The following is a 22,686-nucleotide window of genomic DNA, read 5'->3' as shown; positions in this document are numbered from 1 at the left end:
AATTTGCTTCGCTGAGGCGACCGGTTTTTTGGATGTGAAATCGCTCGCCTCAGGCTTTTTGATGTGTAGTTATGATAATATTGATTTAAGTTTGCAATACGGATTGGTTTTAATGGTGCCATCTTTGTTGATTAAGGCCATTGATAGATAAAGTACTTGCGCAAGTCCGATAAGGTTGTAAATATCGCCAGCTATTTCTTCGTCTTCAGTAGTATTAATCATTACGAAGCATAGTGTTGGCTTCTCTTGCTTAAATGCTTTGTAAAAAAAGGTCTTGCCGTCTCTTTTTATGATGAGTACTTTATTTTGATATGGCGCTTTGTCGAAGAAGGTAAGACTGGCTTCGTTCGGTTTGGAATCTTCTTCTTTTGCAAAATAGATTAGCGTTTTATGATATTTATGTGATGAAAAAAGAGCCTCATCAGCTTCCCTGACATGAAAGCCGCCGACTGTTGTTGTGTCAAGAATTCCTCGTCTTAGGTAATCCTTGATGAGTCTGAATGTGTTAGTGGTTCCCGATACAATAAAGCTGTCGTTTTTGTAATAATCAAATATTTTGAAAAACGATTTTTTTGCCTTCAGAGCCAAGGTTAGTGCTTGGCTGGAAGTCAATCCTTCGTGGATTTTTTTGAGGAAGTAATAACCAAAAATTGAAGGATGATTGCTGGAGTCAATAAACAAAAAGTTAAGATCGTAATGAAGTATGTCAGAAAGTTTTATGCTGTTCCTGAATTTGTTTTCAATTTCGGGTAGATTCCAAATGGGGTGTTGGTATGTGCTGTTCTTGAAATATTTATCCTCATTGATATTTTTATATTCTCTGATTAATAGGCACCAGAAAACTAGCCTTATATCATCTCTTTGAAGAGTTTCTAGACTTTCAATAGACTTGTCATACATGAGCTTGTCTATTTCTGGGTTTATAAATTCTTTCTTTACAATGAAGGCGTCGCTTTCATTATGCGTCAGGTGATAAGTGTTGCCGAATCTAAAGTCACCTACCATGATGAATGGGCTATTTGTTCTTGAGCAGCGCTCGATACTATCATGCCAGATCGGGAGACCACCGACTCCATGAAACGGGCTATCGATTTCAAAAAAATCTCTCAGCCTTTGCCAGCGTACTACGTGCGAGGGGCCAATAATCATGTTAATGTCCGATCATAAAAATGTAAAAATAATAATGCTAAGTAGGCATAGATGGTTTATCAGGATTTGACTTGGTTTGCTAGACTCTGGTTTTTACCTTTGACTGAGGCTGAGTTCTGAAATAAATTTTTCGGTTGGGGCGCTGAAGTTGAAATGAAATTTACAAAGCGCAGAGGGTGCAGGGTATTCCCCGCAAGGCAGTGCCTGGAGTGGCGCTGCCCAATGCGTAATAATTTAATGCGTTCTCTATTCAGGATGGGTGCAGGTTTCGAGCAGAGAAGAAATATTGCCTAGGGCATATATATTATTCTCATGGCACCATTGCTGCCAGTTCTTAACTTCGGACCAGTCACTCAAAAAAAGGAAATCCAAATTCGATTCGCGAGCTGCCTTGAAGTCATATTTACTGTCGCCGATGAAGAGGGCAGGGGATACAATATTTGAGTCGCGTTGCTCGCGCGCAAGAATTTCCTCTTTAGCATCTGGGCTTCCGAATATGCCGCCATCAAACATCTCAGCAAGCTTTCGCTGTGCAAAAACCTCACGGAGTTCGGTCTGGTCACCGCCAGAAACGATCAACCAGCGAGTATTCGGAGTTTTTGCTCGAAGCTCCCGTATGCCACTCGCTATATCGCAGCTGAGCAGGCCGCTCCTTACGTGCTCAGCATAGCGGTGTAGAAGCTGCTCTAATGTAGGTCCTTCAACATGTTGGGCGACTATGTGTTCTAAGAAATATGAAAACTTTTTATAGCGTGAAACCCCGCCATTAGCGACGTGGTGATCAGCGAGAGCCTGGGCGGCCATTTCGCCGTAAGGCAGCGCTGCTTGGTAGAAGGCTTGGGTTTTCACTTTATTCGAATCTAGCAGCACGCCGTCGCAGTCAAAAACCAGGGTGGCGTAGTCGCCTAGATTCGATTTAATACTCTTCATAGGGTAACCAAACCTTTTTCTAGCAGGCATTCTGCGATGGTGAAGTCTTCCGGCCAGTCAATGTCATGGCTGATCAGTTTGCCCAGTGGATGAAGGTAGGGTTTACGACCAATTCGGTCATCTAGCTCCCTGTAAATACTTGCATGAGCAAGGAATACACCACTGTTTACTTCATGTACGGGGTTGAGGGTTTGCGTTCTCGGCCATTTCTCTACGTTTCTGTCATAGTTCATGGCTTCGCCATTTTGCCAGAGGAAGCCGTGCAGCAAATTTGTGGTCATCAAGGAGTCGTACCCGGTCAGTACTTTCTCATTGTGAAGCTTTACGATTTCGTTGTAATGACTGGCGCTGAGGAAGGGCGAGGTAACGTGGGTCCACAAGATATTACCTTCGCCGATCAACTCAAGCGCATGCGCCACCAACTGGTCAGTGCTGGTCTGGCTGGAAGACAGCTCTTCTCGTCGCTTATGGAGTGTGATTTTATTACTTTGAAGCGATGAGGCGTAGTCAAGGATGCTTTCGTCGTTGGTGCTCAGCACGATGGCATCAACAGCCTCAGCTTCAAGCAGTTGCTTCAACTTGATTTCAATCAAGCCGAATGCGTGGCCGCCAAATGGTTTTATATTTTTATTCGGAATGCGTTCGCTGCCTTTTCGGCAGGGCAGAAAACACGTCGTTTTTTCATATTTCATTTCAGTGGCCCATAAATGCTTTGGCAGCTAATGTCATATCGAGTTGGCGTCAGGCAGAGCAGCGGCGTGCTGGACGGGGTGTCTTGATACTGCCTCAAAAGCTTGTTGGTATCAGCATTTCGCGGGTCTTCGCCAGGATACCCATCGAAGCCAGCCATGAGAATGCGTTTAGCTTTGCCAGAGCTGGCGGCAGCCATGGCGTACGCTACCACTAGCGAGGTCGGGATAGTGCAATGGGTGTCCTCGAACGTGAAATTATCGGGCTGAACATTCAGGCCGAAATCAAGAACGTTTTTATTGGCGAGCGCACCCTGCACATCCATCGGTAGCATGGAGTAGGGCGTAATCAAAGGCTGAGGCAGTTCGATATGTGCCTCGCAATCGGCCAGAAGGCGGACGGGATGGCAAGCGACCCTGACATCAATCAATTCAGCGGCAATTGAGCTCTGCGTGTTCAGCGCCATCACAACCGGTTTATGCTGGCGAATGAAGTGTTCCAACGCTTGCCGGTGCGCCGCTACGCCAGGGCCCGTACCTAGAAGCAATACATCTTGGCCGGCGAAAAGATCCTGCGGTGCCCACTGACCTGTGGGCGCGCCACGGTAAAAGTGTCGGGCGGCATCAAGTGTATGCACGCTGAACTTCTTACCGCCTTCATTGCGAAGGTATTCAATGACCGCAAGAATATCTTCTTCGCCGAAGCGGGAGTCACCCAGCATTTCTTGAATGTAGGTTGGGTGGATACCATATTTTCCAGCGAGGTAATAATAGGGGTTGGTCCCCCAGCCATACTTAACTTGCATGGGTTTGAAGTGCTCACGAAGAAGCGTCATCAAAGGTATCAGATTCGCGGGTTTCCCAGTGCGTGCAGCAATCTCGATAGCCAGCTCCTCGGTGCGGGCGTTGCCGGGCCCTCGGCCCATGCCCGTGACTGTAGAGTCGACCCAGGTAACGCCTTCATCCATCGCGCGCAAGGTATTGGAAAGCGCCAAGCCGAGATTGTCATGGGTGTGGATCCCCAAGGCCCCCTGCCACTCACTACGCAGCCACTGGATGATCTGTGCCGCTTCATCAGGGGACATGCTCCCCATGCTGTCAGCAAAATACAGCACATCCAGCGGGTAGTTGTTTGCAAGTTTAGCCAGCGCTTTGATTTCGCTTTCTGAGCAGTTCGCGATCTGCATCAGGTTAAAGCCTACATCGTAGCCCTGTTCCTTAAGCCAGCTCGCCGCTGGGAGTGCTTCTGCAAACTCATGAACGTGGCAAGCAATACGCACCAGGTCAACCGGCGATTCACTCGCCGGGCTGGGGAACAGTAGCTGCAGTGCTTGCTGCCCCGCGTTTTTTCCGACCAGTTCACTGCCGTTAACCATCACGCCAATCGTCATGGAGGGGGGCAGATCCAGGGTGCTCAGGAAGGCATCAGTGGTATAAGCGCAGGCGCCGCTAAAACTGCTGTTTTTTAACGAACGAAGGCCCAGTTCAATCGTTTGAATGCCAGCCGCTTGCATGGCGGTTATGTACTGTGCAATCAGCGCTTCGGAGAAGTTCCAGTTATTGTAATAACCACCATCTCGAAGTGTGCAGTCCAGATGCTTCATGTCAATGTGTCCCTGTATTGATGGGTGATTGTATTGGCGCTTCAGGAAGGATCAGCCAAGTAGATATGACCATGAATCTCACTGGATGCCAATTTTCTGGGGGCGCAATATTCTGGTTCTGGCGGCAATGACAAGCCCCCGTAGGGGCCGGTCAGATAGTCCAGGCTTAATGCGGGATGGTAGTAGGGATCCCTGTAGCTGACGGACCATCGTTCTGTAAACAACTGCTGCTCTCGCTGGGCGCGTGCCATTTTCTCTGGCGAGATATCTTTCCCTCGGCTGGCGGATTCGGCATGGATCAATTGCGCGAAGGCGGTCCATAGATTACGCAGGCCAAGTTCATGAATGCGCAAGCATAAATCGACATCGTTGAACGCCACAGGAAACGCTCGTTCATCCAATCCCTGAATCGAGTCGAACAACGACTTGCGGAGCAGCAGGCATGCCGCCGTAACCGCGCTCTGCCGCCTGGTAACCTGGTTCATCCCCAGGTACCCGGCATCTCGTTGCTCCAAGGTGTTGCCGGCATGGGCAGCGAGGCCATTGACGCCAACAACTACGCCACCATGCTGGACCATCCTGTTGGGCCACAGCAACTTGGCACCCACTGCGCCGATTCCGGGGCGCAGTGCCTGCGAAACCATCTCTTTCAGCCAGCCGCTTTCGATGATTTCGATATCGTTGTTGACCAGGCCGATCAGCTCTCCCGTGGCAACGCTCGCCGCGCGATTGTTGATCGTGGAGTAGTTGAAGGGGTGTGGGTGCGCAAGAATCTTAACGCCGCGCTGAATGAGTTCGGCGAGGTAGGCCAATGTCTGCGGATCAGTCGACTGGTTGTCGACAACAATGATCTCCAGGTCTGGATAATCCGTGTTGTTCAACAGGCCTTCGATACAGGCGTGCAGCAGCTTGTACTGGTCACGTGTGGGTACGATCAGGCTGACACGTGGCAGTTGCTCAGGGAGCGGCCAGTGAGCCCTGAGCAGAGCAGGGTAGTCTGGTACGGCGCTGACCTGCGCGCCTGGTGCGAGGCTTTGGCATAACCACGTCACGGCGTCCTTGCGTTGCTTTGAGGGCGCAGCTTGCTCCGGGCTTGTACAGGCATCGCTAGAGCGATGGTAGAGAACCCGAGGCAGGTGTGTTACAGATCGGCCGTTTAGCTCCGTAGCTAGTGCTATACCGGCGATTAGATCGTGGCGGTTAATGGCTGACTGCTTTTGGCCTGCGTTGAGCAGAACCAAAGCCTCTTTGACAATGGCGGCAGAGAAAATTGCGCCAGCAGAGAAAATGTCTGCGCCAATGAACAGGTCAATGTCCCAAACCGGCTTGAACCATGGCTGGCTACGTTGGCCTTGCGGTCCGTCGCGGTCACAGTCGGCATAGGCCCAAGCGCAACCATCCTCCAGCAAATTGCAAAGCTGTGCGATGGCTCGGGGCGCCAGTCTGTCACCTGCAGCGATCTGGATAATGCTGTCGCAGCCGGCTGCCAGCAGTTGTTCAACGGCGGGGAGGAGGTCGGCCGGGGCAGCTTTCGCCAACTGATGGACACTTTCAGCGTCATCGCCCAGGCTATCGAGGCTGATTTGTTCCAGGGCGGCGTCACCTTCACTGAGCAGCAACAGGCCGGGTGTGAACCTGGACGGGGTGGCAGCGATAGGCTCGCGCTTCTGGAAGGCGTCGTACCATCGTGGGTAGTGCTGCCATCCTGCGCTTTTTGGCAAGCGCGATGATTGCTCCTTCGCAACTTCTGCCACCAGGGCCTGCACTGCAGAATCGGGTTTCAGTTCAAGCTGATGCAACAGGCCTTCCAGGCCCTCCGGGCGGCAGCGCAAACGAATCGGGCTTCCTGATAGTGACTGTCCGAGGTCATTGGTCACTTCAATGACATGCAACTTGCCATCTGCCAGTTCCCACGGCAGGTCTATCGTGAAACCGTGATCACTTGTGGCGCGATACGCGAGTGCCTGGTGGTGGGTATTGCAAGTGACCTGGGCGACAACCCGGCTACCTTCGCGTAGCGTAACTTCCACATGGCGATGCGGCGCCTGTGGATCCCAAGACCAGCCGCCGACGCGCAACCCACCCGTATGCCATACCTGTGAAGCTACGGCAGCAGTTTCTTGTGGAGGCTGGGAAGGGAGCTCAATCTCACCTTCGAGCTGGATGCCTGTATTAGCAATTTGAGCGGTTATTCGGTTGGCATTTGCCAGCAGGCTCTGGCGCAGTTGCACGGTAAAGCCATGGAATTGATCGCCGTGCGGAGCATTGGGCTCATGTTGGTCTGCTCTGGCCAATGCGACACTGGCCCCATCAACGAACACCTCGATGACAGGCCGCTGATCTTGCTGCGTGATATCGATAGCCCACCCCTGCAGAACATCCCCGTACAGTCCGTTGATGCAGCCACGAAATGAGGAGAGCGCTACAGGTTTCTGACCCGCCGGCCGCTCGTTGAGGACGTTCTGTGTCATCAGGCTTGGCTCAGTGAAAATGGTAATTGGGTTACACAGTTCGCCCTTGCTTCAGTGCCTAGGGAATGGCAACGCGTATACAACGGCAAATCGTACTCGCTGGCAAGTTCCGGGGCTTGCCATTTTTCGCCAGGAGAAGGGGCAAGACTGACCACTGCATCACATCCGGTCGCCTTGGCAATCTCCGGCAAGCTGAAACCGTTCACTTGGGGTAGTGCCTGAACCGCACCGGTTGCAGATAAGGTTTTAAGCCACGGTGTGTCTTGTTTGACCAGTAGCGTAAGCGGTAACCGCTCTCGAGTGATGCGTCTGCCAAGGCGAACCCAGGTCTGGATGATCTCTGGATCATCCAGGGCGTCGCCGATCAGCAGTATATTGGGTTGGCTGGTTGCAGGCGTGGGCAGTTCGGCGCATGGTTGAATCACGAGGTTGGCTTGCGGGAACGCCTCGGCGAATGCGCTATGCCAGGACTGCCACGGTAAAACCACGCTTTCTGCCTGGTTGGCAAAGCGCTGCCAATCGTAGGTAGCGTCCAGGCCTTGCAGATGGCCGTCACGGTATACGATTGTGTAAGGAATGTTCAGCAGTGAAGGCAGATCGCAGAGCTTGGAGGGGCACTGGACCTGGTGTTCGAGCACGATGTCTTTCAGTGGCAGCGCGGCCAGGTTCTTGACCAGCTCGGAGAATTCTCCAGGCATCTCGTAGTCAAGCTCCAAAGGCAAGGGGGCAAGCGGGGCTTTCAATGTGACCCAAGTGCGATGGCTGTCCCGGTGCCAGACAAGAGAGAGGATAGAATCAGCCCCTGTGCCGTCGTGAATGTGCAGCGAATGACTTGCCTCCATCGGCCATTGCGAGGCTTTTCGTTCATCGCTTTGTTGTGCGAAGCGGGCCAGGCGGGCACGCTGTAGCGCGCCCCGGGCAGCCTTGATCGGGTCCCGCAGGCAGAACGCATTATAGCGTGCCGAAGCGTCTGGATAGCGGCGGCGCAAGATAGCGTTGTTCTGTGCTACGCGCAGTGTTTTTTCTGCCCCGAAAGAAATCCCGCCTTGATGAGCCACGAATACATTGGGCGCGCCCATATGGCGCCAGCCAAAGCTGCGCGCACGCAGGCACCAGTCGGTTTCTTCGCCATAACCTCTGGCCAGGTGAACTTCATCCAGGTAGCCGACCTGGTTGAGCGCTGCACGCTTTATATACAGACAGAAGCCGCAGCCAGTCTCGATCTCGACGGGAGAGATGTTGGCATGTTTGGCCAGTTCATCCAGCGCTGCCTGGTCACGAGCATTGGGCATGGCATGGCTGACTTGACTCTGTGGGAAACTCATCAGCTCGCCATTGTTTGTGAATGGCGTGACAGAGGCGATATCTGCGCTACTGAGAGCGATGTTGCGCAAGCGGTCGAGCCAGTTGCCCTGTACCCGTGTGTCGGCATTCAGCCATACCACATCCCGGCCAGGGCTCAGTGCCATCGCACGGTTCATGGTACGGATGAAACCCAGGTTCACAGCGTTGTTCACCAGCGTGATTTTGCCTTTACCGGCCAGCATTTTCAGCGCTTTCGCCAGAGCCGGCACGGGTGTGGCGTCTTCGATCACGACCAGGCGATGAGGCGTGCGGTTAAGTTTGCGAGCTTCGAGGGCGCTGTTGATGCATTCAAGTGTTTCGTGCAGCCCATTATAAACCGGTATCAGTACATCTACGTGCTGCTGCACACCCAGGCTGGGGTGTTCTGGAGGCGGCACAAATGACGGCGCCGCAAACACAGGGCTGCCCAGTAGCGGTGTATTGTCCGCAAAGCGGATATGCACAGCGGCGGTGGGATTTGGCACGCGTATGCGCAAGCCGCCATGGGTGGTCGGCAGGCCGGCAGCGCTAAGTAATGGGTGGGGTATATTGGCTACGGCGTCAACCTTGGCGCTGCCAGCCTCAATCTTTAATGAAACCGGAGCGTGCGGGTTGCCAAGATCAATGGCCCAGCCCTGCACTTCGCGCTGCTGCTCCAGGTAATGCACCACACCTACTGTGCCAGCGGCGCCAGTTTGCGCTGTGAGTAACTTGAGTACCTGCGCCAGTTCCTTGGGCGAATTGATCTCAGGCAAATGGGCAAGAATCATGCTGCGTAGCTTGGCCGGTGTTTCAGACTGGCTGCGTGCTTGCCATAGCAGCATGCGAAGCGTGGCGTCCCCGGGGAGTTTCTGCCATGCCATGGTGAGATAGCGAGTGGCGAGTTCCGCGTGCCCTTGTGCCAGCAGGGCGCGGCCTGCCAGTGCCTTAACATCGGCGCGTTCTGGTAGCAGCTGTGCAGCGGTTACAAGAAATAAAAAGGCCAGCTTCGGGTTACGCGGCAGAGCCGCAATCCCTTTCCATATCAACGCTTCCGGCCGGTGCTCAACGATTTGCATGGCCCGCTCCAGTACGCTGGCGGCAAGTTCATGTTCACCGGCATTGCGGTGGCGATGGAAAATGTCCATGAGCGTTTCTCGCCCATGATCGAGGTGTATGGACATAAGCTTTGGCTTGGCTACACAAATAAAAAAGAGGGGCGACCCGAAAGTCGCCCCTTTGGCATATGCCCAGCCCGAAGGCCGGACATATGCAACGTCAAAGCAGGGCTAGTTAAACTTGGCCGTGCAGTACAACGACGTTGTCGATGTGGTCGATGGCTTCGGCCGAACCAACGATGCCCAGGGCCACGTCAGCGTGCGAAACGCCAGCAGCCAGTGCTTCGGTCCAGGCAGCCTTGCCAGCTTCGTCAGCGGTACGGCCCAGTGCGGACTGGTACAGAGCGTCGACGAAGTCGCTGTTGGCTTTGTCGGAAGCTTCCGACGAACCAACGATGGCTTGGGCAACTTCTGCGCGGCTTGCGCCGTTGAACAGAGCGTCGACCCAGTTGTTCAGGCCAGCTTCTTCCGCGTCGCGGCCCAGTACGTTCACGTACAGGTCGTTAACGAAGGTAGCGTTCGAAGCGTCCAGTTCCTGAGCTTCAGCCGATACTGCGATAGCAGCAGCGATGTCAGCCAGGGAGCCGCCGTTGGCCAGAACTTCTTGCCATACAGCCGAACCGCCTTCTTCCGCGTCACGACCCAGCAGAGCTTTGTACAGCTCGTTGATGTCAGCAGCGTTGTTGGCACCGCCGAACTCGTCAGAGTTCAGGAAGGTGTTGGCGATGTCGTTCAGCGAAGTGCCAGCGTTGACAGCTTCAACGAAGGCTTTAGCGCCGTCGAGGTCAGCGTCGCGACCCAGGATGCCTTGGTACAGGCGCAGGGCAGCAGCTTCGTCGTCGCTGTGAGCCAGGGCCACAGTGTCGCCGTTGGCGAACGACAGGAACTCAGCGTTGCTGATTGCAGCAGTCTGGTTGCCGGTCAGGTTCACGGTGAAGTTGTTGCCGACTGCGAAGTCGTAGTCTTCAGCCGAGCCGTCCAGCTGGACAACGTCGTAGCCTGCGCCGGTGTTGACGATGTCAGCGTGGTTGCTGCCGCTCAGGATGACAGTGTCATTGCCCGAACCGGTGGTCACGTTGTTGTTGCCAGCGCCAGCGATAACGACGTTGTCGCCGTTGCCAGTAACGATGGTGTCGTTGCCGTCGCCAGCGTCGATCAGGGTGTTCTGGTCGCCTTTGACGGTGATCACGTCATCACCGTTGCCGGTGGTAACTACCAGGTCGATAGCCGAGGTGTCGACTGCCAGGGCAGCGAACAGTTGTACGTCGGCAGCGCCAGCAGCAGCTTGACCTTCCAGGTTCACAACCAGGTTGGCATCGCTCTGCAGGTGATAAACGCTAGCGCCAGCGGCTTCAGCAGCGGCCAGGTCAACAACGACTGTGTCGCCTTTAACGCCAGCAACGGTGCCGTGAACGGCGCTTGCGGTGCCGGATTGTGGCAGCTGAACGGTGGTGCCGGTGATGCCAGCAACGTCAACGGTGTCTACGTTATCCAGGTTCAGCAGGCTGTTAATAGCTGCGATAGTGGAGTCGGAGAGGTTGGCGCTGTCGGCGGTCAGGGTTGCCAGCAGATCGCTGCTCGATACGGGATTATCGTATTGCATTGTGTATTCCTGTTACTTCAGGCCATTTGGCCCGCTGCAATAGTGTTCTGCTTACTTGCAGAGTTTTCCCACGGAGACTTAAGGCGGGCAGCGTTCATCTTCGTAACGGGGGTAAGGGCGATATGCAGCGCCACCAACGGCTCGTTGCCGGTGGGGCCATGCATCATCTGATTGGCGACCAAGCGTTGTGGCTCGGCATTGCCGAACACAACCAGGCCTGTAAGTTCGTAATGTTTGCGCAATGGGCCCACCAGGCTGAAGCCGACGCACAGCAGGGGCAGGCCCTGTGCGCGGGCGCCGATAACGGTGCCAGTGGAGACATTGCGGCAGGGGCCAGAGCCGGCCACCATGCAGGTATAGAGCAGATCTACGCCGACCGGTTTTTCTGCCCAGTCGACGGCGAAGGATTCGATGAAGTCGTCAGTGCCTGGAGCGCCGACCCAGCCCTCACTCGATGCCACCTCACCCGCGTTCTTCAGGTGGGCTGTAAGCATGATGGGCAGTGGCTTAGTGCTCGCAGCAATAGTCTGTGCTGGCTCGGCGGTGGCGACCACCGCATAGGTGCGCATTATGGCAGGCGAAGTGTCGATACGGTCGATGCGAAGGTCGATGGGGTCGATCACTTCGTCAAACATGTGGTACTCGGTGATCAAGACAGTGGTAACGCCACCTTTGACCCGCGCCACGATGGTGTCGCCCAGCTTGGTCAGCATGTTTTTGCTGACGCCCTCGGCAGGGAAGAAGTCGATAGAACCTTTACCTAGCGGTGCTTGCTGCAGGGCAATGCACACCGGCTTGTCGGCAGGGGGTTGCGAGGCGTAGCGGAAGATATACATGCCCGGCTCGAGCAGCGTAACCCGAGAGCTGATTTTCAGGCCGTCAAGGGTCTGCGAAGGCATAGACATGGCGTTGTTAAGCTCCTTTTAAGCAAAAACACTGGTAGCTAACTTGCTCAAACCCGTGCGTGCACCAAACGGCCAGTGATGGCTCCCTGCGAGTGGCGAAGATGCCGTCCGAGGGAAATGTTGTCAACCACGATTTCTAAAAAAAATTTCATATCCGCTGGGAACTTAGCAATCTTGTTAGCACTCGGGGCAGGCTGTTTGGAATACCTGAGCGGAACGCAGGGATTAAAAAATTTTACCTAGAAGCAGCGGAAAATCAGAGATTTACGGATTCTTTAGCGCAATATGTTCGCATGGTGCGGTTTTTTTGACATGGCTTCAACTGCTTTTTCTGCGAGGAGAACCGTTGGTCGCCTGATGCTCACCCGTGCAGAGGCTGGAAAATTCCAGCCAGATTTCTCGTTAGAAATTTCATGATTCAGGCGATTGGTCACGGAACGAGTCGTCTTCCGGACAATCTGACACGCAGCTGTCCCGATGTGGGTGTTACACTGCCCGCCGCTTTCGCCTACCTCAGTATGGATACCATGAGTTCACAACCCGAAAATAACCTGCAGGCTGCCCTCAAAGCTTGTAAAAGCAGCTTCCTTTCGGTCGGTTTCTTCAGCTTCTTCGTCAACACGCTGATGCTAGTGCCTACTTTATACATGATTCAGGTCTCTGGGCGCGTCGTGCCGTCCGGCAGCACGTCAACTTTGTTGATGCTGACATTGATCCTGACCGTCCTGTTGCTGACTCTAGGGAAATCCTGAAAAAGACTTCCTGATTTGGCAAAATCCCCGGACACCAATCGCCGAGCTTTTCGATGATGAAACAAATGACCTTCGCCGATGCCGAGTACGCCGGTAAGCGCAAGCAGACCCGCAAGGAGCTGTTCCTGATAGAGATGGATCGGGTCGTACCCTGGGAGGGTTTGATTGCTCTGATCAAACCTCATTACCCAAAGGGCGAAGGGGGCCGTCCAGCCTATCCGCTGATGGCGATGCTGCGGATTCATCTAATGCAGAACTGGTTCGGTTACAGCGATCCGGCGATGGAAGAGGCGCTGTACGAGACGACGATCCTGCGCCAGTTTTCCGGTCTGAGCCTGGAGCGAATCCCGGATGAAACCACCATCCTCAACTTCCGTCGCCTGCTGGAAAAGCATGAGTTGGCCACCGGTATTCTCGGCGTGATCAATGGCTATTTGGGCGACCGTGGCTTGTCACTGCGACAAGGCACCATCGTCGATGCCACTCTGATTCATGCGCCCAGTTCGACCAAGAACAAGGACGGCAAACGCGACCCGGAAATGCATCAGACCAAGAAGGGCAACCAGTATTACTTCGGTGCCAAAGCTCACATTGGTGTCGACGATGAGTCCGGGCTTGTGCACAGCGTGGTGGTCACTGCGGCCAACGTCGCGGACGTAACCCAAGTCGACAAACTGCTGCACGGTGGTGAGAACGTGGTCTGCGCTGATGCGGGCTATACCGGTGTAGAGAAGCGTGAAGAGCATGAGGGGCGCCAAGTCATCTGGCAGATTGCAGCCCGGCGCAGCACTTACAAAAAGCACGGTAACCGCAGCGCGTTATACAAAGCGATACGTAAGATCGAAAGAGCCAAGGCCCAGGTTCGCTCCAAGGTTGAGCATCCATTTCGGGTGATCAAGCGCCAGTTTGGTTATACGAAAGTGCGCTTCCGAGGCTTGGTGAAAAACACTGCTCAGATGGTGACGCTGTTCGCCCTGTCGAACATTTGGATGGCGCGTCGACATTTGCTCTCCAATGCAGGAGAGGTGCGTCCGTGAAGAGTGAAGTGACTGCTGCGAGGTGCTTGCAGCGGCAAAAAAGGCTGAAATAGACGGCAGGTTTGACCGGGATTTGAGCGGCTACCGTTTTTTGAAAGTGTCGATGGCGAAGTAGCCGGAAAACAGGGGCTACTTCAGACCATCCCTAGGCTCGCTCGAATGGGTTCGGTCGCGGATTATGGTGCGTATAAGCAATAGGCTAGATGTGCTGTTGAGCAGGGATGTGTACAGAGCCAGCTTTAAGCGGTCACTCCAGAGTGGGGGGGCTGATGCTACAGCGCAGTCGTTGAATGACCTGACGTCTTTGCGACAGTTTTTCACGGGAGCGGGCGTGTTCGCATTCTTCGACGCTCCGTGGTTTCCCATTTATACGGCCGTGATGTTCCTATTCCACCCGTGGTTTGGGTGGATGACGTTGGCGTGTGGATCAATTTTGGCCGTCTTTGCAGTGATTAATCACCGTGTGACAGGTCAGGCTCTAGCCATAGCGAACAAAGAAAACGTAGCTTCCAATGTGATCACGTCTAAGACGCTGCGTAATGCCGAAGTGATCGAGTCCATGGGTATGTTGGAAACGCTCATGAACCGTTGGGCGAAGCGTCAGCGCTACGTGATGATGCTGCAATCACAGGCTAGCGATAAGGGCGGGGTCGTTAGCTCTATTTCGAAAATGTTCCGCATGTGGTCGCAATCGGTCATGTTGGCGTTAGGTGCTTATCTCGTCATTCAGCATGAAATCAATCCAGGTCTGTTGATGGCTGGTTCCTTGTTGCTTGGTCGGGCGCTGTCCCCTATCGATCAAATGATCAACAGTTGGAAGGGCTTTGTCGCTGCCAAGGTGCAGTATGACCGTCTGAATAAAGTCATGGACGACCTTAATAAAGAGCCTGAGCGCATGCCGCTTCCCGCGCCTGAAGGTCATATCCAGGTTGAAAATCTCATCGTCGCGCCGCCGGGCGCCAAGTCCCCAGTACTGCGCAATATCAGCTTCGTAACCCCCGCGGGTTCCATCGTCGGCATCGTCGGCCCAAGTGCAGCCGGCAAGTCCACCCTGGTACGGGCTTTGATGGGTATCTGGCCGCCCCAGCATGGTGTCGTCCGCCTTGATGGTGCGGATATTGCCAGTTGGGACAAGCAAGCCCTCGGCCCTTATGTGGGTTACCTGCCGCAGGACATTGAGCTGTTCGAGGGCAGCATCAGCGAGAATATCGCGCGTTTCGACAAGGTAGACCCTGACAAGGTCGTGCAGGCCGCGCAAATGGCGGGTGTGCACGAAATGATCCTGATGCTGCCGGACGGCTACGATACGGTCATCGGCAGCGAAGGGGTAAACCTCTCCGGAGGTCAGCGTCAGCGTATCGGTCTGGCTCGCGCCATCTACGGCAACCCGCGATTGATCGTACTCGACGAGCCTAATTCGAACCTTGACGATGTGGGCGAGCGGGCGCTGGGCGTTGCCCTGCAAAAGCTCAAGGAAACCGGCGCGACCGTGTTCATTGTTTCTCACCGCCCCAATATCCTTACGCGCCTGGACCGCATTCTGGTCATGGCTGGTGGCACCATTTCGCTGTACGGCGAGCGCGACCGTGTTATAGCCGAGCTGGCTGCCCAGCAAGCCAAGCTTCAGCAGCGCGGCGCCCAGGCGGCTGCGGCTCAGTCGCCTACTACCCCGCCTAACACGCCTGCCGCTACGCCGGTTGCGCCCACTGCCGTTGTACCAGCCGCCAGCACCAGCACTGGCGCTTGAAAGGATTTCTAGATGAGCAGTAAAGCGATCACAACGTTCGACCACAACTTCGATGACATGCCTACATCGGATCGCGGTATTCGCCGCATCGGGCTGACCATCGTTTTTGTAACGTTCGGTATTTTTGGTACTTGGGCGGCTTTCGCGCCTCTGAGCAATGCCGTGCACGGCACCGGTGTGGTAACCGTGCAGAATTACCGCAAGACCGTGCAGCATTTGGAGGGTGGCATCGTCAAAGAGCTTCATGCCCGTGATGGCGATCTGGTACAGAAGGGTGACCCGCTGATTGTACTGGATGAGTCGCAGCTGAGCGCGGAGTATGAGTCCACTCGAAACCAATTGATTGTCGCACGTTATAAAGAGGCACGTCTCCGTGCAGAGCGTGACGGCTTGGGTTCGATCCCGCCAGTGACGATGGAGGGTACCGATTCTGACCGAGCGCAAGAAGCGTTGGCCGGCGAGCAGCAGGTGTTCAAGGCCCGCCACGATTCTTTGCAGGGTGAGATCTCGGTCAACCGTGAGCGGATCCAGCAAATGCAGCAGCAGATCGCCGGTCTGAACGACATGATCCGCACCAAAGCAGGCCTGAACAAGTCGTACTCCGGCGAAATCAAACAGCTGAAAGAGCTGTTGGCCGAGGGCTTTGTCGACAACCAGCGTTTGCTGGAGCAGGAGCGCAAGCTCGACATGCTGAAGACTGAAGTGGCTGACCACCAGTCAAGCATTACCAAGACCAAGCTGCAGATCGGGGAGACCGAGCTGCAGATCGTGCAGTTGAAGAAGAAGTTCGATGCTGACGTGGCCAAAGAGCTGTCCGACGTCCAAGCCCAAGTGTTCGATCTGCAGGAAAAGGAAGCGGCGCTGCGTGACAGGCTCTCCCGTGTGGTGATCCGTGCACCGGAAAGCGGCATGGTTCTGGACATGAAAGTGCACACCATTGGTGGCGTGGTCAGCGCTGCCACACCTTTGCTGGATATCGTGCCAGCTCAGTCGGAGCTTGTGGTGGAAGCCAAAGTGGCCACGCGAGACATTGACCGGCTTGAGCTGGGCAAGACTGCGGACGTTCGCTTCTCCGCGTTCAACCAGGCCACCACCCCGGTCATCGAAGGCAAGTTGACCCGCATTTCGGCTGACAGCCTGGTCGATGAGCGTTCGGGCGACCAGTACTACCTGGTCCGCGTCAAAGTCACCGAAGACGGCATGAAAAAACTCGGCAACCGCAAGCTGCAACCTGGCATGCCAGCCGAGGTCCTCATCAACGCAGGCGACCGCACCATGCTGCAGTACCTGTTGAAGCCGGCGCGCAACATGTTCGCTGAATCGCTGATCGAGGAATGATTGTGCTGCGTTTGCTACCTGGATTAATGATGTGCATGGTCGCCTGGCAGGCGGTGGCCGTGGAAGGGCAGGGGGCGGTAGGTGAGCAGCCGAAAGGGGTTTCGGCATCCACGTACACGTTGGACCTGGCGGGGTTGTACCGTGAAGCGCGCCTGGAGGACCCACGGGTCCTCGCCGCTTACGCGCGCGCGCGCTCTGCCAGCGAGCAGCAGCGGGCAGCGCTCGGTAGCTTGTTGCCACAGGTGTCGGCCAACGCCAACTCAAGCCGCATCCTGCGCGAGAACGAGATTAGTCGCGACCTTTACAATACTGAAACTTACTCGCTCAGCCTCACCCAGTACCTGTACAACAAGCCGGCGTGGGAGCGTTACCAGAAGTCCAAAAGCGTAAAAGATCAGAAGGGTCATGAGGCTGAAGATGCGCTTGCAGAAGCTACCGTCGACTTGGCGAAGCGCTACTTTGTAGCGCTTGCCGCCGACGATGAGCTGGAATTGGTGCAGGCGGAGCGCCGCGCAACCCAGAAAAACCTCGACCGCGTCAGCAGCATGTTCGATCGGCAAATGGCTAAGATCACCGACAAGCTCGATATGCAGGCTCGGGTGGACTTTTTGCTTGCGCAAGAAGTCGAAGCGCGTAATCAGGTGCAAGTAAGTCGCGAAGCGTTGGCCGAAATCGTCGGCCGGCCGATTACCGAGCCACTCAGCCGAGTGCGCAACGATGTAGCATTGCAAGCTCCCACCCGGCCTTTGCAGAACTGGGTAACCCAAGCTATTGAAACCAACCCTTTGCTCAAGTCTTATCAAAGTGGGGCGGAGGCGGCCAATGCGGCGGTGCGTGAGGGTAAAGGTGAGCACTACCCGCAGCTGGGGTTGAGTTTGAGTGCGCAGCAGAACGACCAAGGCTACGACAACACCCAGACGCCGCGCAGTGAGAGCTATGTGGCCTCTATAGGGGTAAAAATCCCGATCTACAGCGGTGGTTCTACCTCCGCGCGGGTGCGTGGCCTCTACGATGACCAGCTGGCCGCCGAGGAACAGCTGGAAGGCGTACGGCGTCAGGTGGTCAAGGAAACCACCACCGCCTATCTGACTGCGCAGGCTGCGGTCGAGAAGATTCGCGCTAACCGCAATGCGCTGTCATCGGCGCAGCAGTCCAGCGTTGCGGCGCAGAAGGCGTTCACCTTCGGTGTGGTCAATGCCGTGGATGTGCTCACTGCCGTGCAGAACGAATTCAAGGCGCGCCGCGATCTGTTGAAGACGCAGTACGACTTCATCACCAACCTGTTCCTGCTCAACCGTTGGGCGGGGGAGCTGAATCAGGAAAGTGTGGATAACGTCAATGTGTGGCTGAGCCCGGTGCCGGAAACCAGCTTGCCGGGTGGCGATGTTCCGCGGGTGGACGCTCGCAGCTGATCGGGCTGCGGGCCTTCAACCGGGGTGTTGCAGCGTCTGCCCAATCGAGCGCCCCCCCATTGCGCTCGATATCTTCCCCGCCTCCATAGCCAGGGGCGGGCAAGCAACAGTCGTCCGATTCGGAATATTCCTACACGTTTTGTTGTGGCGGCTTTGGGCCGTGGAACTTATGCTCCCCTCCATGGCGCCTACGCCATTCTGCGGCGCCTGACCGGCCCTGGGTCGTTCCAGGCGAGCTCATAGCTGCCAGCGTGTGTCGCGCCAGTACTTTGTAAGTCGAGTAGTGCGTACGACCTATGTATACTTCGGCATGGAACCGAAAATGCGTGGCTGGAACTGCCCGCGTCAAACCTATTAACACATGCCCGCACGGCACTATCGGAGTTGGTTAAGTCGCATGAAAGCAATCGTTACTGGGATCACTGGTCAAGACGGCGCCTACCTGGCGGAACTGCTGCTGGAAAAGGGCTATACAGTCTATGGCACCTATCGTCGTACCAGCTCGGTTAACTTCTGGCGCATCGAGGAGTTGGGTATTCACACCAACCCTAACCTGCACCTGGTCGAGTACGACCTCACCGACCTGTCGGCCAGCATTCGCCTGCTGCAAACCACGGAAGCCACCGAGGTGTACAACCTCGCTGCACAGAGCTTTGTTGGCGTATCGTTCGAACAGCCACTGACCACCGCCGAAATCACCGGCCTGGGTGCTGTGAACCTGCTTGAGGCCATTCGTATCGTCAATCCGAAGGCACGTTTCTATCAAGCGTCGACTTCGGAAATGTTCGGCAAGGTCCAGGAAATTCCACAGGTCGAGACCACCCCGTTCTACCCGCGTAGCCCTTACGGCGTGGCCAAGCTGTACGCTCACTGGATGACCATCAACTACCGTGAGTCGTATAACATCTTTGCCACCAGCGGCATCCTGTTCAACCATGAGTCGCCACTGCGCGGCCGTGAGTTCGTGACCCGCAAGATCACCGACTCGGTGGCCAAGATCAAGCTGGGCCTGCTGGACAAGCTGGAGCTGGGCAACCTCGATGCCAAGCGCGACTGGGGCTTTGCCAAAGAGTACGTCGAAGGCATGTGGCGCATGCTGCAAGCTGAACAGCCTGATACCTTCGTGCTTGCCACCAACCGCACCGAAACCGTACGTGACTTCGTGTCCATGGCGTTCAAGGCTGCCGGCATCGAAATCAACTGGAGCGGCAAGGACGAGGCAGAGCAGGGTACCTGCGCAGCCAGCGGCAAGGTACTGGTTGTCATCAACCCGAAATTCTACCGCCCGGCCGAAGTCGAGCTGCTGATCGGCAACCCTGACAAGGCCAAGCAAGTGCTGGGTTGGGAACCGAAAACCAGCCTGGAAGAGCTGTGCCGCATGATGGTCGAAGCCGACCTGCGTCGTAACGAAAAAGGGTTCTCGTTCTGATGCAAATGGCCAGTAAACGCGCGCTGATTACAGGTATTCACGGGTTCACCGGCCGTTACATGGCGGCCGAATTGCGGGCCAGTGGCTACGAAGTGTTCGGGACTGGGAGCCAGCCTTTGCAGGCCCCCGACTATCGTCAGGCCGATCTGACCGATGGGCCGGGCCTGCGCGCGTTGCTGGCCGAACTGCAGCCAGATGTCGTCGTGCATCTGGCTGCCATAGCTTTTGTCGGGCATGGTGCCGCCGATGCGTTCTATCAAGTCAACCTGATAGGCACACGGAACCTGCTCGAAGCCATTGCAGCCTGCGGCAAAACACCAGAATGTGTGTTGATTGCCAGCAGTGCCAACGTGTATGGCAACGTTTCCGAAGGGATGCTGGGCGAACAGACCCCACCGGCGCCCGCCAATGATTACGCGGTCAGCAAACTGGCCATGGAATACATGGCGCGGCTGTGGTGTGACCGGTTGCCTATCGTCATCACGCGTCCTTTCAATTACACCGGTGTTGGGCAGGCAGAAAACTTCCTGCTGCCCAAGATCGTTTCGCACTTCCGCCGCAAGGCTGACACCATCGAGCTGGGCAATCTCGATGTCTGGCGGGACTTCAGTGACGTACGTGCAGTCGTGCGGGCATATCGTGGCCTGATCGAGGCGCGCCCGTTGGGGCAGGTGGTCAATGTAAGCTCGGGCTCTACCCACTCGCTGCGTGAAGTTATTGGCAAATGTTCCGCCATCACTGGGCATTCCATCGAAGTACAGGTTAACCCGGCATTTGTTCGCGCCAATGAGGTCAAGACCCTGTGCGGTGATAACAGTTTGCTGAAAGGGCTGGTGCCCGGCTGGCAAACACCCTCGCTGGATGACACCTTGGGATGGATGCTTGCTGGTAAATGAAGCTCATCCTTTCTGTCGAGCCGGTGCGCTTCCCTCTTACCGGTATCGGGCGCTACACCTACGAGCTGGCTTCCCGCCTGCAACAAAGCAGCGAACTAGAAGAGTTGCGCTTGTTCGCCGGGCGCAGATTCTTGCAGGCGCTGCCTGAGGCTACCGATAAATCGGATGCCGTGCATGGCTTGAAGCGTCTGGTGCAAAAAAATGCGCTGGCAGTGGAGGCCTATCGGCGCTTGATGCCGTATTTGCGTGAGCGTGCGTTGCGTGGCCATGATGACTTCATCTATCACAGCCCCAATTACTACCTGCCAAAGTTCGCCGGCCGTACCGTGGCGACATTCCACGACTTGTCGCCCTTCACCTGGGCGCATTGCCACGCGCCGCAAATTGCCCGCTATTTGCAGAAGGAGCTCAAGCTGACACTTGAGCGTGCAGATGCGCTGATCACCGATTCGAGCTATACCCGACAGGAATTGGCGGACTATTTTGCCTGGCCGCTTGAGCGTATTCACAGCGTTCCGTTGGCCAGCTCGCCAGAGTTCCACCCCCGTCCGTATGAAGCGTTGCGCGAAGCGCTGTCGCGTCATGGCCTTGAGCCGGGTGGCTATAGCCTGTTCGTCGGCACCATTGAGCCGTGCAAGAATATCGAGACCCTGCTGGATGCTTACGGTCGGTTGCCTCTTGCATTGCGCCAGCGCTGGCCGCTGATCCTTACGGGCTACCATGGCTGGCGCAGCGAGGCGATCCACGGCCGCATTGCCCAGGCACAACAGCAAGGCTGGGCGCGCTATCTCGGTTTTGTTGCTAGCGAAGACTTGCCCCTGCTGTTTGCCGGAGCACGGCTGTTCACCTTCCCATCCCATTATGAAGGGTTTGGCTTGCCCGTACTCGAGGCCATGAGCTCAGGGGTGCCTGTGGTGTGTTCCAACAGTTCTTCGCTGCCGGAAGTTGCAGGGCCGGCGGCGTTGATGTGCTCGCCCGACGACGTGGAGGGCCTGACTGCATTGTTGTGCCAGGGCCTGGAAGACGAAACCTGGCGCGCAACTGCGGTGCAGCAGGGGTTGCAGCATGCCGGGGGGTTCTCTTGGGAGCGCTGTGCACAGGCAACCATCGAGGTCTATAAATCGGTCAGGGAACGATGATCAAGGTCCTGCATTTTTTTAAAACGTATTACCCCGACTCCATGGGGGGTATCGAGCAAGTCATTTTTCAGATTGCAGAAGGTACTCAGGCCCATGGCGTGCAACCCGAGGTGCTTTACCTGAGCCCGCGCGGCGCTGCGCGCAATGAAACAGTGGGCAATCATGTAACGCACCGATCCAAGCTTGATTTGCATGTGGCCTCGACCGGCTTTTCGTTGTCGGCCATGAAGGACTTTGCCGAGTTGGCCGCCCAGGCTGACATTGTGCATTACCATTTCCCTTGGCCCTACATGGACCTGGTGCATTTCCTGGCGCGGCTGAACAAGCCCACGGTGGTCAGCTACCATTCCGACATCGTCAAGCAGAAGTGGCTATTGAAGCTATATCAGCCGTTGATGAACCGGTTTTTTGCCAGCGTTGACCGGATAGTAGCATCCTCGCCCAACTATGCTGCGCACAGCCCAGTGCTGACGCGGTTCAAGGACAAGGTCGAAATTATTCCCTACGGTCTCGACCGTGGCACCTATCCCAAGGCGTCGGTTGAAAAACTGGCTTATTGGCGTGCACGTCTGGGCGAGCGCTTCTTCCTCTTCGTAGGGGCCCTGCGCTATTACAAAGGGCTGGATTATCTACTGGAAGCCGCGCACATCAATCGGTTGCCGGTGGTGATCATGGGCGGCGGCTTTCTTGAGGCGCAGCTCAAGGCGCAGGCGCAGCAGAAGGGCCTTGGCAACGTACAGTTCCTGGGTGGCCTTGGAGATGACGACAAGGCAGCGTTGCTTGAGCTGTGCTATGCATTTGCCTTCCCGTCCCACCTGCGCTCCGAGTCATTCGGCATCTCACTGCTGGAAGCGGCGATGTATGGCAAACCGTTGATTTCCTGTGAAATGGGTTCTGGTACCACCTTCATCAATTTGGCTGGCGAGACCGGTCTTGTGGTGCCGCCGCGTGACGCTGCAGCGCTGGCTCAGGCCATGCAACGCTTGTGGGATGACCCGACGTTGGCGCAAGCCATGGGCGCCAAGGCACTGCAGCGTTACGAGGAAGTATTTACCGCATCGGCAATGGCCAGTGCGTATGCCGGCCTCTACCGTAGCCTGTTGTAAGCGTTACCCACCCGATGGGCTACGCTGCCGTTCAGCCT

At 55.7% G+C, this 22,686-nt stretch carries 15 protein-coding genes and 2 pseudogenes; 9 read left to right on the top strand and 8 right to left on the bottom strand.

Annotated elements, in window-relative coordinates; genetic code table 11:
- Nucleotides 1-69: 69 nt before the first annotated feature.
- The 8 genes from J3A71_RS22365 to J3A71_RS22330 all read right to left on the bottom strand — a co-directional run bounded on the left by J3A71_RS22365 (nucleotide 70) and on the right by J3A71_RS22330 (nucleotide 11,786).
- On the bottom strand, nucleotides 70-1,149 hold the full coding sequence (locus J3A71_RS22365) for a hypothetical protein (protein WP_191087365.1): 1,080 nt from the start codon (nucleotides 1,147-1,149) through the stop codon (nucleotides 70-72).
- Nucleotides 1,150-1,395: 246 nt separating this feature from the next.
- A complete protein-coding gene (locus J3A71_RS22360; RefSeq protein WP_191087366.1) occupies nucleotides 1,396-2,079 on the bottom strand; it encodes an HAD family hydrolase in 684 nt (227 codons plus the stop codon).
- On the bottom strand, nucleotides 2,076-2,771 hold the full coding sequence (locus J3A71_RS22355) for an acylneuraminate cytidylyltransferase family protein (protein WP_191087367.1): 696 nt from the start codon (nucleotides 2,769-2,771) through the stop codon (nucleotides 2,076-2,078). The genes J3A71_RS22360 and J3A71_RS22355 overlap by 4 nt, the downstream gene beginning before the upstream one ends.
- A complete protein-coding gene (locus J3A71_RS22350) occupies nucleotides 2,768-4,372 on the bottom strand; it encodes an aldolase catalytic domain-containing protein (RefSeq protein WP_016485383.1) in 1,605 nt (534 codons plus the stop codon). The genes J3A71_RS22355 and J3A71_RS22350 overlap by 4 nt, the downstream gene beginning before the upstream one ends.
- A gap of 41 nt (nucleotides 4,373-4,413) precedes the next feature.
- Nucleotides 4,414-6,843, bottom strand: a complete 2,430-nt coding sequence (locus J3A71_RS22345; protein ID WP_209953281.1) for a glycosyltransferase family 2 protein — start codon at nucleotides 6,841-6,843, stop codon at nucleotides 4,414-4,416.
- The gene (locus J3A71_RS22340; RefSeq protein ID WP_191087369.1) at nucleotides 6,843-9,314 is read right to left on the bottom strand and encodes a glycosyltransferase family 2 protein; all 2,472 of its coding nucleotides are present in this window, start codon (nucleotides 9,312-9,314) and stop codon (nucleotides 6,843-6,845) included. The genes J3A71_RS22345 and J3A71_RS22340 overlap by 1 nt, the downstream gene beginning before the upstream one ends.
- A gap of 145 nt (nucleotides 9,315-9,459) precedes the next feature.
- Entirely contained in the window at nucleotides 9,460-10,887 is a 1,428-nt protein-coding gene (locus J3A71_RS22335) for a DUF4214 domain-containing protein (protein ID WP_016485386.1), read from the bottom strand.
- A 17-nt stretch (nucleotides 10,888-10,904) separates the two neighbouring features.
- Nucleotides 10,905-11,786, bottom strand: coding sequence for a hypothetical protein (locus J3A71_RS22330; RefSeq protein ID WP_096425728.1), 882 nt, complete (start codon nucleotides 11,784-11,786; stop codon nucleotides 10,905-10,907).
- 524 nt (nucleotides 11,787-12,310) lie between these two features.
- On the opposite strand from J3A71_RS22330, the pseudogene J3A71_RS22325 reads away from it, so the two are divergent.
- The 9 genes and pseudogenes from J3A71_RS22325 to J3A71_RS22285 all read left to right on the top strand — a co-directional run.
- Nucleotides 12,311-12,541, top strand: a pseudogene (locus J3A71_RS22325) (type I secretion system permease/ATPase); the annotation flags it as partial.
- A gap of 59 nt (nucleotides 12,542-12,600) precedes the next feature.
- Nucleotides 12,601-13,581 (top strand): IS5-like element ISPa26 family transposase, encoded by a 981-nt coding sequence (locus tag J3A71_RS22320; RefSeq protein ID WP_024086516.1) that lies wholly within the window; start codon nucleotides 12,601-12,603, stop codon nucleotides 13,579-13,581.
- Nucleotides 13,582-13,723: 142 nt separating this feature from the next.
- Nucleotides 13,724-15,328: pseudogene (locus tag J3A71_RS22315) on the top strand (type I secretion system permease/ATPase); the annotation flags it as partial.
- Nucleotides 15,329-15,340: 12 nt separating this feature from the next.
- Nucleotides 15,341-16,666, top strand: a complete 1,326-nt coding sequence (locus tag J3A71_RS22310; protein ID WP_023047784.1) for an HlyD family type I secretion periplasmic adaptor subunit — start codon at nucleotides 15,341-15,343, stop codon at nucleotides 16,664-16,666.
- Nucleotides 16,663-18,078 (top strand): TolC family outer membrane protein, encoded by a 1,416-nt coding sequence (locus tag J3A71_RS22305; protein WP_209953279.1) that lies wholly within the window; start codon nucleotides 16,663-16,665, stop codon nucleotides 18,076-18,078. The genes J3A71_RS22310 and J3A71_RS22305 overlap by 4 nt, the downstream gene beginning before the upstream one ends.
- Before the next feature lie 397 nt (nucleotides 18,079-18,475).
- A complete protein-coding gene (gene gmd, locus J3A71_RS22300) occupies nucleotides 18,476-19,507 on the top strand; it encodes a GDP-mannose 4,6-dehydratase (RefSeq protein ID WP_016485391.1) in 1,032 nt (343 codons plus the stop codon).
- The gene (locus tag J3A71_RS22295) at nucleotides 19,507-20,403 is read left to right on the top strand and encodes a GDP-mannose 4,6-dehydratase (protein WP_095117091.1); all 897 of its coding nucleotides are present in this window, start codon (nucleotides 19,507-19,509) and stop codon (nucleotides 20,401-20,403) included. The genes gmd and J3A71_RS22295 overlap by 1 nt, the downstream gene beginning before the upstream one ends.
- The gene (locus tag J3A71_RS22290; RefSeq protein ID WP_209953276.1) at nucleotides 20,400-21,542 is read left to right on the top strand and encodes a glycosyltransferase family 1 protein; all 1,143 of its coding nucleotides are present in this window, start codon (nucleotides 20,400-20,402) and stop codon (nucleotides 21,540-21,542) included. Before J3A71_RS22295 ends, J3A71_RS22290 begins: the two co-directional genes overlap by 4 nt.
- Nucleotides 21,539-22,648: a glycosyltransferase family 4 protein gene (locus J3A71_RS22285; protein ID WP_095117095.1), complete on the top strand. Its 1,110-nt coding sequence runs from the start codon at nucleotides 21,539-21,541 to the stop codon at nucleotides 22,646-22,648. Before J3A71_RS22290 ends, J3A71_RS22285 begins: the two co-directional genes overlap by 4 nt.
- The last annotated feature ends 38 nt before the right edge of the window (nucleotides 22,649-22,686 follow it).

Origin of the sequence: Pseudomonas sp. PvP089, assembly GCF_017875165.1 — a bacterium.
GTDB lineage: Bacteria > Pseudomonadota > Gammaproteobacteria > Pseudomonadales > Pseudomonadaceae > Aquipseudomonas > Aquipseudomonas fortuita.
This window is presented reverse-complemented; position numbering and strand designations above follow the sequence as displayed.

What these genes read in the sequence shown, in the direction of transcription:
- J3A71_RS22365 (WP_191087365.1), bottom strand. Translation starts at nt 1,149, where the DNA reads ATGATTATTGGCCCCTCGCACGTAGTACGCTGGCAAAGGCTGAGAGAT.
- J3A71_RS22360 (WP_191087366.1), bottom strand. Translation starts at nt 2,079, where the DNA reads ATGAAGAGTATTAAATCGAATCTAGGCGACTACGCCACCCTGGTTTTT.
- J3A71_RS22355 (WP_191087367.1), bottom strand. Translation starts at nt 2,771, where the DNA reads ATGAAATATGAAAAAACGACGTGTTTTCTGCCCTGCCGAAAAGGCAGC.
- J3A71_RS22350 (WP_016485383.1), bottom strand. Translation starts at nt 4,372, where the DNA reads ATGAAGCATCTGGACTGCACACTTCGAGATGGTGGTTATTACAATAAC.
- J3A71_RS22345 (WP_209953281.1), bottom strand. Translation starts at nt 6,843, where the DNA reads ATGACACAGAACGTCCTCAACGAGCGGCCGGCGGGTCAGAAACCTGTA.
- J3A71_RS22340 (WP_191087369.1), bottom strand. Translation starts at nt 9,314, where the DNA reads ATGGACATTTTCCATCGCCACCGCAATGCCGGTGAACATGAACTTGCC.
- J3A71_RS22335 (WP_016485386.1), bottom strand. Translation starts at nt 10,887, where the DNA reads ATGCAATACGATAATCCCGTATCGAGCAGCGATCTGCTGGCAACCCTG.
- J3A71_RS22330 (WP_096425728.1), bottom strand. Translation starts at nt 11,786, where the DNA reads ATGCCTTCGCAGACCCTTGACGGCCTGAAAATCAGCTCTCGGGTTACG.
- J3A71_RS22320 (WP_024086516.1), top strand. Translation starts at nt 12,601, where the DNA reads ATGAAACAAATGACCTTCGCCGATGCCGAGTACGCCGGTAAGCGCAAG.
- J3A71_RS22310 (WP_023047784.1), top strand. Translation starts at nt 15,341, where the DNA reads ATGAGCAGTAAAGCGATCACAACGTTCGACCACAACTTCGATGACATG.
- J3A71_RS22305 (WP_209953279.1), top strand. Translation starts at nt 16,663, where the DNA reads ATGATTGTGCTGCGTTTGCTACCTGGATTAATGATGTGCATGGTCGCC.
- gmd (WP_016485391.1), top strand. Translation starts at nt 18,476, where the DNA reads ATGAAAGCAATCGTTACTGGGATCACTGGTCAAGACGGCGCCTACCTG.
- J3A71_RS22295 (WP_095117091.1), top strand. Translation starts at nt 19,507, where the DNA reads ATGCAAATGGCCAGTAAACGCGCGCTGATTACAGGTATTCACGGGTTC.
- J3A71_RS22290 (WP_209953276.1), top strand. Translation starts at nt 20,400, where the DNA reads ATGAAGCTCATCCTTTCTGTCGAGCCGGTGCGCTTCCCTCTTACCGGT.
- J3A71_RS22285 (WP_095117095.1), top strand. Translation starts at nt 21,539, where the DNA reads ATGATCAAGGTCCTGCATTTTTTTAAAACGTATTACCCCGACTCCATG.